The 14943-nt window shown below is 31.5% G+C and carries 13 protein-coding genes; 5 read left to right on the forward strand and 8 right to left on the reverse strand.

Annotation, left to right across the window (positions count from 1 at the left end; genetic code table 11):
* The first annotated feature begins 73 nt into the window (after positions 1–73).
* On the forward strand, positions 74–1339 hold the full coding sequence (locus QM746_RS02140; protein WP_414982704.1) for a DUF6080 domain-containing protein: 1266 nt from the start codon (positions 74–76) through the stop codon (positions 1337–1339).
* A 28-nt stretch (positions 1340–1367) separates the two neighbouring features.
* On the opposite strand, the gene QM746_RS02145 is transcribed toward QM746_RS02140, so the two are convergent.
* From QM746_RS02145 to QM746_RS02155, 3 genes are all read right to left on the reverse strand, one after another.
* Positions 1368–2738, reverse strand: coding sequence for a tetratricopeptide repeat protein (locus QM746_RS02145; RefSeq protein WP_414982705.1), 1371 nt, complete (start codon positions 2736–2738; stop codon positions 1368–1370).
* Between the two features lie 77 nt (positions 2739–2815).
* On the reverse strand, positions 2816–4198 hold the full coding sequence (gene glmM, locus QM746_RS02150) for a phosphoglucosamine mutase (RefSeq protein WP_414982706.1): 1383 nt from the start codon (positions 4196–4198) through the stop codon (positions 2816–2818).
* Between the two features lie 153 nt (positions 4199–4351).
* On the reverse strand, positions 4352–4501 hold the full coding sequence (locus tag QM746_RS02155; RefSeq protein WP_374364621.1) for a hypothetical protein: 150 nt from the start codon (positions 4499–4501) through the stop codon (positions 4352–4354).
* A gap of 68 nt (positions 4502–4569) precedes the next feature.
* On the opposite strand from QM746_RS02155, the gene QM746_RS02160 reads away from it, so the two are divergent.
* The gene (locus QM746_RS02160) at positions 4570–4725 is read left to right on the forward strand and encodes a hypothetical protein (protein ID WP_374364619.1); all 156 of its coding nucleotides are present in this window, start codon (positions 4570–4572) and stop codon (positions 4723–4725) included.
* Between the two features lie 44 nt (positions 4726–4769).
* Positions 4770–5270: a ferritin gene (locus QM746_RS02165; protein WP_374364617.1), complete on the forward strand. Its 501-nt coding sequence runs from the start codon at positions 4770–4772 to the stop codon at positions 5268–5270.
* Positions 5271–5330: 60 nt separating this feature from the next.
* Here the strand turns inward: QM746_RS02165 and feoB are convergent, their stop codons facing one another.
* Positions 5331–7373: a ferrous iron transport protein B gene (gene feoB, locus QM746_RS02170; RefSeq protein ID WP_414982707.1), complete on the reverse strand. Its 2043-nt coding sequence runs from the start codon at positions 7371–7373 to the stop codon at positions 5331–5333.
* Between the two features lie 32 nt (positions 7374–7405).
* A complete protein-coding gene (locus QM746_RS02175) occupies positions 7406–7615 on the reverse strand; it encodes a FeoA family protein (protein ID WP_374364615.1) in 210 nt (69 codons plus the stop codon).
* Between the two features lie 223 nt (positions 7616–7838).
* On the opposite strand from QM746_RS02175, the gene QM746_RS02180 reads away from it, so the two are divergent.
* Entirely contained in the window at positions 7839–8354 is a 516-nt protein-coding gene (locus QM746_RS02180) for a methylated-DNA--[protein]-cysteine S-methyltransferase (protein ID WP_414982708.1), read from the forward strand.
* 139 nt (positions 8355–8493) lie between these two features.
* Positions 8494–9429, forward strand: coding sequence for a DUF5995 family protein (locus QM746_RS02185; RefSeq protein WP_414982709.1), 936 nt, complete (start codon positions 8494–8496; stop codon positions 9427–9429).
* On the opposite strand, the gene QM746_RS02190 is transcribed toward QM746_RS02185, so the two are convergent.
* From QM746_RS02190 to QM746_RS02200, 3 genes are all read right to left on the reverse strand, one after another.
* Positions 9401–10285 carry a mechanosensitive ion channel family protein gene (locus QM746_RS02190; RefSeq protein ID WP_414982710.1) on the reverse strand — a complete coding sequence of 295 codons (885 nt, stop codon included), beginning with the start codon at positions 10283–10285 and terminating at the stop codon, positions 9401–9403. The two genes, QM746_RS02185 and QM746_RS02190, sit on opposite strands and share 29 nt — an antisense overlap.
* 73 nt (positions 10286–10358) lie before the next feature.
* The gene (locus tag QM746_RS02195; RefSeq protein ID WP_414982711.1) at positions 10359–12473 is read right to left on the reverse strand and encodes a carboxy terminal-processing peptidase; all 2115 of its coding nucleotides are present in this window, start codon (positions 12471–12473) and stop codon (positions 10359–10361) included.
* A 152-nt stretch (positions 12474–12625) separates the two neighbouring features.
* Positions 12626–14905: a DUF5686 family protein gene (locus tag QM746_RS02200; protein WP_414982712.1), complete on the reverse strand. Its 2280-nt coding sequence runs from the start codon at positions 14903–14905 to the stop codon at positions 12626–12628.
* Positions 14906–14943: the final 38 nt, after the last annotated feature.

Raw genomic sequence — 14943 nt, forward strand, 5'->3', positions numbered from 1 at the left:
TTTAATCAGTAAAATCCGCATTATCGGTGTTCGATACTTATAGATAAATCCTATTTTTGCAAAAAATTTAGCATTGAAAAAGCTTTTAGACACTTTAAAACTAGTTTTCCCTAGCAACTTGGTAGAATGGATTTTGTTGGCGATTTTCTTAATTTCTTATGGTATTTTAGGAACTTATATCGCACTGAATTACAGAATTATTTTTGATGACAGAATTCCTTGGGATGCCTATTTTAGTTTTGACAATCGTTCTATTGTAATGACGGGTGGCGGTTTTGAAAGACATCCGCTTTCTAATTATTTTTTTGATTACATCAGGCAATTTGCTCTTTGCATTTCGGATGGTAAAAAAGATGAAACCTTCAGATTGGTATTGGCTTGGTGCAGTAATTTTGCCGTGAGTTTAGCTTTAGTTCAGCTTTTCAAATATTTAAGAAATATTGTAAAAATTCCATTGAAAATCAATTTGTTAATTACATTTTTCTTTGCGTTTTTCACGACTCCAATTTTGCTTTCGTTTACGCCTGAAACTTATACTTATACCTTGCTTTTTTTAGTAGCATTTAATTATTACGCTGCTGCAAAACTCAAAAAAGAAAAGAAAATTTCTATTTTCCCATTAACATTTGCTTCGGTTTTGGTTGGCGGTTTAACGATTACTAACGTTGTAAAAGTTTACATTCCAATACTTTTTGAAAAAGATTTATTTAAAAGTTTCAAAAATTTATTGAATGCGGCAATTAGAGTAATTATTTCTGCTGCGGTTTTCGTGCTTTTGTTTTTGTACCGTTTAGATTGGGATTACATGAGGATTTTCAACAAAACTGGCGAACAATACGAGAAATTTTCTAAGCCAAAATTTACACCCATTTGGGACATGATTTCGTCTTGGTTTTTTGGCGGAAATATGATTTTTTCCAACTTTGTCGTGAGAGATTATCACAACAAAAAAGGTTTTCATTACAACGCCATTTTTATGGATGTTTTCACATCTGTAGTTCCTTATATTTTTGTTGCAGCGGTTCTTATTCTCGTTTTCTGGAGTTATTTTAAAAATTTCAAGAATAAATTTGTACAAATTTTGATGCTTTCCTTTTTCGTAGATATCATTATTCACTGTGTGTTGAAATTCGGTTTGCACACCTCTTATATCTACGGTGGACATTTCATTTTTGTAGTTCCGATGATGCTCGGTTGGTTGTTTTTCGGATATAAAAATTCTCCAAAAATGCTTTCTTTTCTGACGGTTTTCGTAGGTATTTTATTCGTTTATTTAGTGGCGAATAATATTTACAGAATGGAAGAATTCTTTTGGTTTTTAGATAAAAATTATAGATAAAAAAATCCCGAGAAATTCTCGGGATTCACTATTTTTTTTTACTCTTCACCTTCTTTACTTGGTCTTTTATGTAAGGATATTTTTGTTGCATATCATCAGACAGAGAAGAATCTAATTCTAAAGCCATTTTCAAGGCATTTTGTCCGTGTTCTTCTTCTCCAACGTTTAAGAACGAATTGCTTAATTGATAATACAATTCTGCCCTTTTATGAAACTTTACCGCTTTTTCTAAAACAGTTATAGCGTCTTCAAATTCTCCTATCAACATTAAAACTTCGGTGTAGGCATACCAATTATAAAATCTTTTGGGCTCTGCTTCTACCAGTTTTTTGAGACAAGTAAGAGATTCTTCAAACTTACCAGAATCGATGTATAAAAACGCCAATTTCTTTTGAAAATCGAGGTTATTTTCATTCAAAGCAACTGCTTCTTTAGCAAAATGAAGCGCTTCTTTGGCACTTCCTAGTTCAAGGTAAATGTCGCTCTGTTCCATCATTGCTAAGTAAAACTGAGGGTCTTCTTTCAATGATTTTTGAAAAGCTCTCAATGCTTCCAGATTTTTTTTATCCGCTTTGTAGCACAATCCTATTTTATAAAAAGTAAATGCTTTGGTATATTCTAATTCCAATTGTTCTTCATATACTTCAATCGCCTTTTGCCATTGTTCTAAAGCTTCATAACAAGCAGCTTTGTTGGCGTAAACACCAGTAGATTCCGAATTAATCGCTAAAAGATAATCAAAGGATAAAATGGCTTTTTCGTAATTTTTTCTATTGAAATAAAACTGTCCCATTTCGAACCAAGCTGTTTCAGAAAAAGGAAACTGATTGATATAATTCTGAGCAAATTCTTCCGCTTCTTCAAAACGATTGAGCTGCTGATAGCACATCATGGCACATTCTAGAGAATAATCGTCCTGAGGGTCAAAAGTAAGCGCAAGTTTATAATGTTTTAGCGCATTGAAAGGGTCGTCTAAATTATGATATTCGTCTGCAATAAAATTGTGAAGAAAATTTTCTTCTTCTTCTAATTCTAAAGCTTTAAGACAATATTCTATAGATTTTCTAGGATTTCCGTTGTTAGAGAAATATTTGGCACAACACACCAAATAATCTGTACTTTCGGAGCAAGAAGGTTCTAACTCGTCTATTAACTGACGAGCTTGCACATATCTTTCTAAGTCTAAAAGAACTTCTAATTGTTTTACTTTTAGCTCGATAGAATTAGGGTGAAGTTTCAAACCATAATTAATGGCCATTTCGGCGAAATGAACATCTCCCATTTCCAAATAGAAAATAACCAATTCTTCAATTTCTTCTGAATCAAAGTAGAAATTGTCGTTATTTTCAATCATTTCTTCGAACTTTTTAGAAAGTTCATTTTCAAAAAATTCTTCCAAATTATTTTTAGATTTTTAAACTCGAGATTCAAGAACCAAGATATTTTACAATTTGTCTTGATTCTTGGCTCTTGATTCTAAATTAAACTTTTAATTTTTTCTATCATTTTGTCTGCCAATTCATCTGCTTCTTGCTGAGAAAAGGCTTCTGTATAAATTCTAATAATTGGTTCGGTGTTCGATTTTCTGAGGTGAACCCAATTTTCTGGGAAATCTATTTTCACACCGTCAATTGTAGAAATTTCTTCGTCTTTATACTCTTCTTGCATTTTCACAAGAAGCGCATCTACATCAATTTCCGGAGTAAGTTCTATCTTCTTTTTACCCATGTAATATGCTGGATATGTTGCTCTAAGCTCCGAAACGGTTTTATTTTCTTTTGCCAAATGCGTCAAAAATAATGCAACACCAACTAAAGAATCTCTTCCGTAATGCAAATCTGGATAGATAATTCCTCCGTTTCCTTCTCCGCCAATTACTGCATTTTTTTCTTTCATTAAAGTTACTACATTCACTTCTCCTACTGCGCTTGCAAAATATTCTGAATCTAAATTTCTGGCAACATCTCTCAAAGCTCGGCTTGATGAAAGATTAGAAACTGCAACTCCTTTCTTATGTCTCAGCAAATAATCTGCCACTGCCACCAAAGTGTATTCTTCGCCGAACATTTCGCCATTTTCGTCAATTAATGCCAATCTGTCAACATCTGGGTCCACTACAATTCCTAAATCTGCATTTTCTTTTTTAACGAGTTCGCAAATATCTGTAAGATGCTCTTTCAAAGGTTCTGGATTGTGCGGAAATTGTCCGTTTGGTTCGCAATATAATTTCACTACTTCGCAACCTAATTTTTCTAAAAGTGGCGGGATTGAAATTCCTCCTGTAGAATTTACAGCATCTAAAACCACTTTAATTTTTTTAGATTTTACCGCTTCTGCATCTACCATTGGTAAATTTAAAATCTTCTCAATATGAATATCAAAAGCATCTGTTTTGGTTTCATATTTTCCTAAATCATCTACCTCAGCAAAATTAAAATCTTCTTTTTCTGCAATTTCTAGAACTTCTGCACCGTCTTTTCCCGTGATAAACTCTCCTTTTTCGTTCAAAAGTTTCAAAGCGTTCCATTGTTTTGGATTGTGAGAAGCCGTTAAAATTATTCCTCCATCAGCATTAAGTTCTGTAACCATCACTTCTACGGTTGGCGTGGTAGAAAGTTCTAAATCTATTACATTAATTCCTAAACCTTGTAAAGTAGCGGTAACCAAAGAGTTAACCATTGCGCCAGAAATTCTAGCATCTCTACCAATAACCAGAGTTAAATCTTTTTTATTTTTATTTTTTTGAAGCCAAGTTCCGAAAGCTGCCGTAAATTTTACTACATCTACTGGCGTAAGATTATCATCTACTTTACCCCCAATTGTTCCTCGGATTCCTGAAATACTTTTGATTAAAGACATTTTATTGAATTTTTAAGCCTTAGAAAACCTTTTGCATTTATTAAAAAAGGCATCTAAACCTATATTAATATAATTTGAGTTTTAAATTTCTGCAAAATTACGGAAATAAGCAAGAGAAAACCGTTTACTGTGGAAAAATAATAGCTGAGAAAACTAACTGCAACCGCAATCTTTGTCGCAATGTGTTCTTTTACTGTCGAATTTTTTGGGAGTAAAGTTTTTCCTAAACACTTTGTACAAAGAATATCCTGCAGCCAAAAGCATTGCAAAAATGATAATATATTGAATAACAACTGAATTCATGATGCAAAAATAAGAACAAAATTACAATTTTATTTTGAATTATTCTAAATAAATATTATTTTTGTTGCATGAATGAATTTAGAATCAATCCTTATTTCAATTTGATTGTACCAACACTCGAAAGCAACAACCACGAACAATACTGTGGCAAAAAGAAATGTTGTAAAAAATTCAAAAAAGGAAAAAGATGCAAAAAATGTCCTGGAAGAGAGAAAATTTCTTAATTCTTAAACATCTTTTTTCTTAAATTTGAATAAAACATTTCAATATGAATAGAGATATTATATACAATTTGCTAAATCTACAGATAGCAAAAGAACAATATGCCGCTCAATTGTACCTTTCTATGAGCGCTTGGTTTTATGAAAAAGATTTGGACGGAATTGCCAATTATTTCAGAATTCAATCGAAAGAAGAATTAATGCACGCCGAAAAGTTTTTTGATTTTCTAAATGACATTGGTGGTAAAATTGTTCTTCAAAATATAGAGCAACCTCCTTATGAATTTTCTGATGCGCAAGAAATTTTCGAAAAAGCTTTAGAACACGAAAAAATAGTTACACAAAGTATTTTTGCCATCGTGAAAGCAGCCAACGAAATTGGCGATTATTCTACAGCCGCATTTTTACAATGGTTTGTTAACGAACAAGTAGAAGAAGAAGCATCTGCTTCTCAACTCATTACAAAAATTAAATTGGTAAAAGACAATCCATCAGCTTTGTATCTTTTCGACCAAGAACTTGGGCAAAGAGTTTTAACTGCTGAGTAATAAATTAAAAAGAGCTGCTTTCAGATTTGAAAGCAGCTCTTTTTTTAATATCTTTTTTTCTTATTTCAAAAACTGATAGACAATCATAGAAGCAAAATATGCTAATCCAGACATGAAAACCAATTGAATTCCTGTCCATTTCCAAGATTTTGTTTCTCTATAAACTACTGCAATGGTAGAGATACATTGCATAGCAAAAGCATAGAAAATTAGGATTGAAATTCCCGTTGCAAAATTGAAAACTTTTTCTCCATCTGGTCTTACATCTGTCCTCATTTTTTCGATTACCGTTTTCTCTGGTGCATCGTCTTCTAAACTATATAAAGTTGACATAGTTCCTACGAAAACCTCTCTTGCCGCAAAACTAGATAAAATACCTACTCCCATTTTCCAATCATAACCCAGTGGAGAAATAGCGGGTTCCATCTTTTTACCAATTTTTGCCAAATAAGAATTTTCTAACTTTACATTGCTTTCATGTTGAAATAAATGAAAATCGTCTTTCGGTCCAAAATAACTTAAAAACCAAAGAATTACACTTACAGCAAGGATAATTTTACCAGCTCCTGTAATAAACTCCCAAACTTTTCTCAATACTAATTTGAAATCGTAAGCCCAAAGTGGCATTTTATAAGTAGGTAAATCCATTACTAAGAATGTTTTCCCTTTATTTTTGATAAAATATTTCAATATAAATGCTGCAACCAAAGCCATTACAAATCCCAAGAAATACATTGCTAAAAGTGCAATTGCTTTATATTTAAATCCTAAAAAAGTTCCGTTTGTAAAAATAAGTGCAATAATAATACTATAAACTGGAAGCCTTGCAGAACAAGTCATAAAAGGCGTTATCAAAATAGTAATGAGTCTTTCTTTTACGTTTTCAATATTTCTGGTACTCATAATTGCGGGAATTGCACAAGCTGTACCCGAAACCAGAGGAACTATACTTTTACCATTTAAGCCAAAAGGCCGTAAAAACCTATCCATCAAGAAGATAACTCTTGCCATATAACCAGAATCTTCTAGCAAATACAAAAAATATAAAAGAATACCAATCTGAGGTGCAAAAATTACAATACCGCCAACTCCAGGAATAATTCCGTCTGAAATAAGTGAATTGAGCGGGCCATCTGGAAGATGCGTTTTTGAAAAATCTGAAAGCCAAGAAAAACTAGAATCTATCCAATTCATAGGATATTCTGCAATAAAAAACACACTTTGAAAAATAGTTAACAAAATAATTGCAAAAACCAAATACCCTAAAACTGGGTGAACCAAAACCTTGTCTAATTTTTCTGTTAAAAGTTCTTTAAACTGAGGCTTTTTAGAGATAACCTGAGAAATAATTTTATCAATATTTTGGTATCTTCTAATGGTTTCTTGCACTTGCAACCTTTTGGGAACCATGCATTTTTTATCCTCTTGATTCAAAAGCACTTTTACACTTTTCAATTTTCCAAGATAAGTATCTGCTGCAATAAGCGTCCAAACTTTATAGAAATTTTTCTCGTTAATTTGTCTTGAAATTTTGAAAACTAAACCTAAATTTTCTGAAGGAATATCAAAAAAAGGAGTCTCGGAAACCGAAAATTCATTGTTTCTAATAGAACTTTTAATTTCATCAATTCCAATATTTGCTTTGGCGTTCGTTTCTAGAATTTTATTTCCAGTTAATTCTGCAAGTTTCTCACAATCAATATTTAAACCTCTTTTTCGAGCCAAATCTATTTGATTTACCACCATAAGAACAGGAATTCCTAAATCCCGAATTTGCTGAAAAAGCAACAAACTTCTTTTAAGATTAAGTGCATCAGCAACGTAAATTACACCACTGTATTTTTCTTGTTCTTCAATTAAATATTTGGTAAAAATAGCTTCGTCTTCAGAAGTAGGATAAATGCTGTAAGAGCCTGGTAAATCTACAATTTCTACTTCTTCGTCTTCGAAATTATAAGTTCCTTGATGAGATGCTACAGTAACACCAGCGTAATTACCAGTTTTTTGATTTTTGTTACAAAGCAAATTGAAAATGGTAGATTTTCCTACATTAGGATTACCTACCAATAATATATGTTTTACTTTCTGTGGTACAGTTTGCATTTTGTATTCCAAAATTATATGAGAAATTTTGGTTATTTTTCGGGTTCTACGAAAATGAATCTTGCTTCTTCTTCTCGAAGTGCTACTCTGGTTTTTTCTTCACCATATTCTATGTAAAGCGGTCCTTTGAAAGGCGCCTGATGAAGGATAACGAAAGAAGTATCTGGCAACAATCCCATTTCAATAATTTTGTTGGGCATGTGTAGATTTTCGTTATCATAACCGCTAATTTTCCCTTTCATTTTTCTAGGGAAACAGCACATTTTGTTTGAATTTATATTTTTCAAGATTCTTCAAAAAAATTATGAGTTGCAAATATACTTTATTTATTTTAATTCTAAATAAGTTCTAAGCTTTTTTTCTCAAATATTACGAAAAGTGAGCTAATAAAAACTTTTATGCATTTCATGGTATATATTAAAAAGAAATGAATTTTTGATGTAAATTTGTCTCAAACAATAACTTATGAAATTCTTATACACCAAATTCTACGAAACACCCCTTGGTAAAATGGTGGCATTTGCTAATCATGATGCATTGTTGATGTTAGACTTCGAAGACAGCAAATACGCTGACAAGCATTTAGAAGAAATTTCTGCTCAATATGGTGTCATCAAAAAAACAGGAAATAAAGTTCTTACATTGCTAGAAAAAGAATTAGAACTTTATTTTGAAGGTAAATTAACTCAATTTACTGTTCCTGTAGAATTTTCTGGCACTGAATTTCAAAGAAAAAAAGTTTGGCAAGAATTACTCAATATTAACTTCGGCGAATTCAGAAGTTATCAAGCTCAAGCCGATGCCTTAAAAAGTCCAAAATCTGTTCGTGCAGTAGCCAACGCAAATTCTAGAAACAAAATTTGTTTGGTAGTTCCTTGCCATAGAGTTATTGGGAAAAATCTCTCTCTAACTGGTTACGCTGGTGGAATTGAAAGAAAAGCTGCTCTTCTGAAATTAGAAGGAATAGAATTAAAATTTTAATAAAAAACACAAAGGATATGAATATAACAAACCTATTTATAAAGAAAATTTATTTTTTCAATTGGAAAACTAGAACTCGGTTTAAAGATATATGACAAACAAGAATTCTCTTTGCAGAGATTGGTAAAAAACGAATAAAATGTACAATAAAAAAACTAATACTCATTCTATAGAAGAATATACTTCCACAGATAAAAACAGCCATTGGAAATCTCTTCTATTATACTATGATTTCATAGAAACTTACTCTAAAAATAACGACAAAGATATTCTGGAAGAGCACTTTCATATCTTGTTGGGAATAACATTAGAATTAGAAAAAAAGAGAAACTATTTCTTAGAAACTGGAAACTTGAAAGAACTTTTCCCAACTGCATATTTCCACACTACAGTTTGTAAAATGGAACAAATTCTAAACGGAGTTTATCTTTATCCTATTGAGAAAATTAAACAAATTTCTTATTTCTACCAAGCCTATCTTTGGAATCGAAATCAATGGGAAGAAAATCAAAAAAATCTTGTAGAAGAACACTGGACTTGTCATTTTGAAAAGACCGAAAAAACATTCCCTATTTTTAATCTTAAGAAATACTTAGGTCATATTTTGGCAACAGGAATAGAAGCTCATATTGATTATGACTTGCCAAGAGCTCTAAACTTTGCTGTGAAAAACAGACACCTTCAAAATGTAGAAGAAAATACCTACATTGAAGCTATAAAAGAAGAATTTATAAAAACAGAAGAAATCTTCCGTACCGTTACCGACAAAACCAATGCTGACATAGAAAAAGCCGGACTTTGCAATAAAATTTGGTTAGATATTTTTTCTAAATCTTACGGAAAATTCCTTACAAAAACAATAATTAATCCTTTTACCAAAGAAAGAGTTTATACAGACAGTGATGTAATTTCTAAAAGAATTACCGCTTGGAAAAAAGCAATTTCAAACCAACATTTTATCGGTAAAAACGGAAAAAAATTACAAGACCAACCACAAATAGACGTTCTTCATTTAAAGCAAAAAGGCAAATTATTTTTAGAAAAATCTATGAGACGTCCTTGTTTTGCTTCATAAAAAATTCTTTTGGAATATCTAAAGTTCTTACAGGATAAGGAATTACAATGCCAGCATTTCTGAATTTTTCTAAAATGCTCTTTCTAATATCTGCCAAAATCTGTGTAGAACGCATAAGATTATCTGAAGAAAAAATAAGTTTTAAATCTAAAGAAGACTCTCCAAAGTTCTCTAACCTAGCAATAATTGGATGATTATTGAGTACAAATTCGTTTTCTAAAGCAGCTTCTTTCAGCAATTGAAATGCCTTATCCAAATCGGTATCATAATGAACGCCAACAGTTACAGAAAACCCAACCACAGAGTTATAGTGAGAGTAATTTACCAGTTTTTCTTTGGTTAAAAACGAATTTGGGAAAATTAAACTTTTATCGTCTCTTGTAAGTACGGTAGTAGTTCTCATTCTTATTTCCATTACTTTTCCTACATTCCCGTCAAATTCTACAATATCTCCTACTTTTATACTTCTGTCTAAAAGAATAATAATCCCAGAAATAAAGTCTAAAAATAAATTCTGAAGCCCAAGACCAATTCCCACCAAAATAGCTCCAGAACCTAACAATAATGGCGAAACATTAACGCCTAGAGATTTTAATGCAAACGAAATGGTTATAAAAACAATAATATAATGGAAAATCTGGCTGATAGCATATTTCTTTCCTTCGTCTATTTTTTTTGATTTATAAATTAATCTTTTCAAGATGAGAGAAACTATAAACCCAATTACCAAAGCTAAAATTGCTCCAATAATTTCGTAAACGCTAATGTGATGTTTCCCGAAAGAAATAATATCATACTCTAAAAATTCTTTCAAGGTATATTGAGCATCTTCTTTTATATTAGATATATCTTTCATAATAATATTGTATTGTACAAAAATAAAAAAACCGAGAGATTCTCGGTTTATATAAATAGTAAGAATTGTTCTATTATTTCATATCAGAAATGATGTTTACCGTTTCTTGAAGATAAATATCTCTTTTTAAGTTTTTCAACCAATTTTCAGATTTTTTGGCAAAAACCTCATCGGTTTTTCCTCTTTTTACCTCGTCTGCATGAAGCGAAAAATTTAATCCATTGCTAAATTTAGCCAAAGATTTAAATTTCTCAATTTGAGCTTTTCTCACTTTCATCAATTCTTCAAATTCTTTCAAGTTAAGCGTTACTTTTTCTTCTTTGTCTAATTTTTCTTTCCATTGTGCAGATTCTAAAAGAAGTTGATAGTTTTTGTTCTGAGCCAATCTTTTTGCACTATTGCTTACTAAATTTGCTTTATTCAAATTATTAAGCGGAGAAAAACTAGAAGTTGAAACTTGGTCCCAAGGCAAAGCATAATTATCGTAACGTTCGCCTATTTCTTCATAAGTGAATAAATCTTTCATTGGAATGTCAGACTCTACACCTTTCAATTGAGTAGATTTTCCATTAACTCTATAAAACTTCTGAATGGTAAGTTTCAAAGCTCCAAAATCGTCATTGGTATTCAAAAATCTATTCAATTCTACAAAAGTTTGAACGGTACCTTTACCAAAAGATTGAGGAGAACCTACAATTACCGCTCTACCGTAATCTTGCATTGCACCAGCCAAAATCTCTGAAGCCGAAGCCGAAAGTTCGTTTTGCATAATCACAAGCGGACCTGTCCAAATTGGGTCGTTTTGTTTGTTGCTAAGAACTTGAATTTTTCCATTTCCGTCTTTTACTTGAACTACAGGGCCATTTTTCATAAATAATCCCATAATATCTACCACTTCGGTAAGAGAACCTCCACCGTTGTTTCTAAGGTCTAAGATAATTCCTTCTACATTCTGAGCTTTCAGTTTTATCAATTCTGCTTTTATATCGTCTGAAGCATTTCTTCCTTTTGCGTTTTCAAAATCTGCATTGAAACTTGGCAAATTAATAAATCCGTATTTTTTTCCGTTTGGTGTATTTACAATAATGCTTCTTGCAAAAGTATCTTCTATAGCTACTTCCTCACGAATCATTTTTACTTCTTTTATGCTTCCGTCTTTTTTTCTAAGCGTAAGAACTACTTCTGTGCCTTTTTCTCCTCTAATAAAACGCACCGCTTCATCTACCAACATTCCAGATACGTTTACAGGTTCTTCGTCTTTTTTAGATTTTACTTTTAAGATTTCGTCTCCTTCGGAGATTTGTTTAGATTTCCAAGCAGGCGCTCCTACTACCAAAGTTCCTACTAAAATTTTACCTTTTTTCTCTTGAATGGTTGCTCCAATTCCTATTACAGAACCTTTGAAACTTACATCAAAATCTTCTTTGTCTTGAGGTGAAAAATAATTGGTATGAGGATCAAAAACTTCTGTATAAGCATTCATATAAACAGAAAACCAATCCATTTTTTTTCTTTTATCGTATCTCTTAAACATAGAAGTTAGCAAATCTTTTACTTCTTCTGTCGCTCTAATTTGCTTCTCTTGAGGAGAAAGAATTTGTAATTTGATAGTATCTTTCAGTTTGAAACGGGTTACGCTGTCTTTTTTCTCTTTTTGAGTTTCTTCTTTAGCGTTAAGTGTTTCTATTTCTTGCAAAATATTATACTTGATGAATTTTTTCCATTCAGCTCTTAATTCTTCCTGATTTTTCGGGTAAGATTTCAATTTTGGCTCTAAGATTAACTCTTCTTTTTCGTCAAAATTAATAGGTTTGCTCAGAATATCCTGAGAAAGTTTTTCTACTTCTTTGGTTCTGGCACTTAATCTGTCAACGGTAAGATTAAAGAAAGAAAGGTCTCCTTTATTTAGGCAATCGTCTAATTTTGTTTTGTATTTAGAAAATTCATCTACATCAGATTGAAGTAAGAATTTTTTAGCCGGATCCATCATTTCCAGATATTTATCAAAAACATCAGCAGAATAGGCATCATTAATAGGCTTAGGAGAATAGTGAAGATATGATAAGGTGTTTTTTACACTAATCATAATTGTTTGCATCTTTTCCTCGTCATTTTGAGGAGAGTTGAAACAAAACATCAGCGTCATTAAAGGCGCAAAAAACAACAGTTTTTTAAGGTTAAATTTCATATTGATTTATAAATATTTTTTATAATTAGTTTTAAATAAGATAAGATTTGTTACAAGTTTAAGAAAACTTCGTCAAAGTTAAGGTCTTATTCTCTTTCAAAGTGGAAATTTTTAAATTTTTAAGATAAAAACTATAATTTTAGGATATAGAATTAGAAATTATATTGAAAACCTACTTTTACCCCAAATTTTCTGGCATCTGTATTTTCTAGATAATTTCCTCTCCAGTTGAAATCTATCCTGAGAAGTCTAAGGTTACCAAAACCAATATTTTCGATACCAAAACCATATTCGTAATAAGGTTTATTAGGCGCAGAAAGGGTAAGATTGGTAGCATTTATATTTTTAGAAGCATCGCTAAGGCTACCAACAGCAGTTCTATAAAAAACAAGTTCTCTTAATTTCAGCTTTTTAATTAAAGGGATGTAAGACAACAGTTTACCATTAAAATGATGCTCGGCATGAAAAGTTGCATATTCGTCTGCTACAAATTCGTAGTAATTTAACAACGCAAAAGTATTCGGGATTAAACTGTAAGATTGGTTTCCTGGCAATACATTTTGTAATGCTAGAGGAACTGTACTAAAGTTTTTGCCTGCTTCTACATTCAATAATAATCTACCAAAACTTTTCAATAAAATAGGTTGAAAGTAATAAAACTGAAGTTTGCTGTAATTAAAATCTGAGTTGAAAACGCCTTTTAGACCTTGTGTATATTTCAAAACCAAAGTAGGTGCTAAAGTACTGTGTTCGTATCGATCAACTCCGTATTGAGAAAACTTAGCTCCCGGTCTTGCAGTAACACTAAACGCCAATTTAGAATCTGTAATTTCAGAGAAAAGTTCTCCATTTTTATAATAATCTAAAGAAAATTTATCAGGATTTGCAGATTTTATGGTTTGATAAGTTGCATCTAATCTCAGTGTGAAATTTTTAAAAGGGTCTATTGCTGTAAAAGCACTGGTTTGATTAACTGAACTCAAATTAAAATTATTCCCACTGTTCAAAACTCCCGAAGAAGCAAAAGAACGCGTCATAATGCCTTCGTCTGTTGTAAGTTGCGCTCCCAATTGTATTACGTCTCTTCTTGTGCCAGCTCCTATGGTAAATCTATTGGTTCTATCAAACATTTTCCTCGCTTCAAAACCGTACTTTAACTGCTTGTCTTTGAAACCATAAGCCGTATAAAACGCAGCTCGCCACATATCGTTTGGAGAGAAATAAGTACGTGCTCCAAGTCTAAGTCTAAATCCTTCCACATCATTAAAACCTACTGTAGAATATACATCTCCAATATCTATTGCATCAAAAACATTAAAATATCCCGAAGCCAAAGTTTCGTAAACTTTCACTGCTTTTTTAAATTTAGGAACTTTATTAAGTTCATCAATCATTTTATAGATATTCTGTTCAGATTTAGAAAGAGGTTCTTTTCTTTCTAGCTCCCAATAATCATCACTTTTTTGTACAGATTCGTCACTTAGAGATTGAGTTTCTCTTTCAAAAATATCATCATTAAGATTCTGGTCGAAAGAATATTTAGAGAAAAAAGTTGACCTTTTTGCGAGGATGCTTTTAGATTTGTCATTTTTACCAAAAATAGACATCTGTATTTCTTGGTAATTTTTTCTTGGCAAGAAAATGCTATCGTTAGGGTTATAAAATTCTAACTCGTTGTAAAAACCATTAACAAAATTTACATTAATGTTTCTGCTAGATTTAATGGTAGCTCTCACCACCGCATAATTTTGTTTAGAAATATAAACCATACCATAAAGAGACAAAACATCTTTTCTTTTCGGGGTATATCTAATTTTATAACAATCTGTTCCAGAAACATTTTCGTCGTTTAGAAGTTGATATTCGTAACTCCCAAAACCGTCTTTTGCAATAGGACTTGTAAAACCTATATTAAAGAAATTCAATATATTATCATAAATATTAATTTCTTTATAAAGATTTTTTGCAGTGTTGGCAACTACTTCGTTGCTAGAAAACCCAGAAGATTTATTGGCAATAATATCTCTTTTTTGTTTTTTGGGGTCGCTTTTCCCAAAGTTTTTATAAATAGACTCGTTAAAATAAAGCGGAAGCGTAAGATTTTTGCCATTTTCTGTAGAATCTGCATATTGAAAAACAAAATCTAAATCTTTAAAAATCTTTTTCTTGGTAAAAGCACTATCAATATTGGTAACATCTACTTCAATTTTTTCGTATTCATCAAATTGATAATCTTTAAATTGAGATAAGCCATTGCTTTTTTTGCGTTTCCATACTTCCTGCAAAATTTCGTAAGCAGGATTTTCTTTTTTCTTGAGTTTCTTTTTGGTAGATTTTAGGTCTATCTCTTCAATAGATTTTTCCTTAATCTGCGATGTAAAAACTGCTGGAAACAGCACAATAGATAGAAATATTATTCTAATAAAATTCATTTTCTTCAACATTTTCATGGCGAAATTAGCCCAACAAA

It is taken from the genome of Cloacibacterium sp., from assembly GCF_047601505.1.
Taxonomy (GTDB): Bacteria; Bacteroidota; Bacteroidia; order Flavobacteriales; family Weeksellaceae; genus Cloacibacterium.

Bases quoted from the DNA above. Each gene is read 5' to 3' on its own strand.
- QM746_RS02160 (WP_374364619.1), top strand. From the start codon at position 4,570: ATGAATGAATTTAGAATCAATCCTTATTTCAATTTGATTGTACCAACA.
- QM746_RS02165 (WP_374364617.1), top strand. From the start codon at position 4,770: ATGAATAGAGATATTATATACAATTTGCTAAATCTACAGATAGCAAAA.
- QM746_RS02185 (WP_414982709.1), top strand. From the start codon at position 8,494: ATGTACAATAAAAAAACTAATACTCATTCTATAGAAGAATATACTTCC.
- QM746_RS02175 (WP_374364615.1), bottom strand. From the start codon at position 7,615: ATGAAAGGGAAAATTAGCGGTTATGATAACGAAAATCTACACATGCCC.
- QM746_RS02190 (WP_414982710.1), bottom strand. From the start codon at position 10,285: ATGAAAGATATATCTAATATAAAAGAAGATGCTCAATATACCTTGAAA.
- glmM (WP_414982706.1), bottom strand. From the start codon at position 4,198: ATGTCTTTAATCAAAAGTATTTCAGGAATCCGAGGAACAATTGGGGGT.
- QM746_RS02180 (WP_414982708.1), top strand. From the start codon at position 7,839: ATGAAATTCTTATACACCAAATTCTACGAAACACCCCTTGGTAAAATG.
- QM746_RS02155 (WP_374364621.1), bottom strand. From the start codon at position 4,501: ATGAATTCAGTTGTTATTCAATATATTATCATTTTTGCAATGCTTTTG.
- QM746_RS02200 (WP_414982712.1), bottom strand. From the start codon at position 14,905: ATGAATTTTATTAGAATAATATTTCTATCTATTGTGCTGTTTCCAGCA.
- QM746_RS02195 (WP_414982711.1), bottom strand. From the start codon at position 12,473: ATGAAATTTAACCTTAAAAAACTGTTGTTTTTTGCGCCTTTAATGACG.
- feoB (WP_414982707.1), bottom strand. From the start codon at position 7,373: ATGCAAACTGTACCACAGAAAGTAAAACATATATTATTGGTAGGTAAT.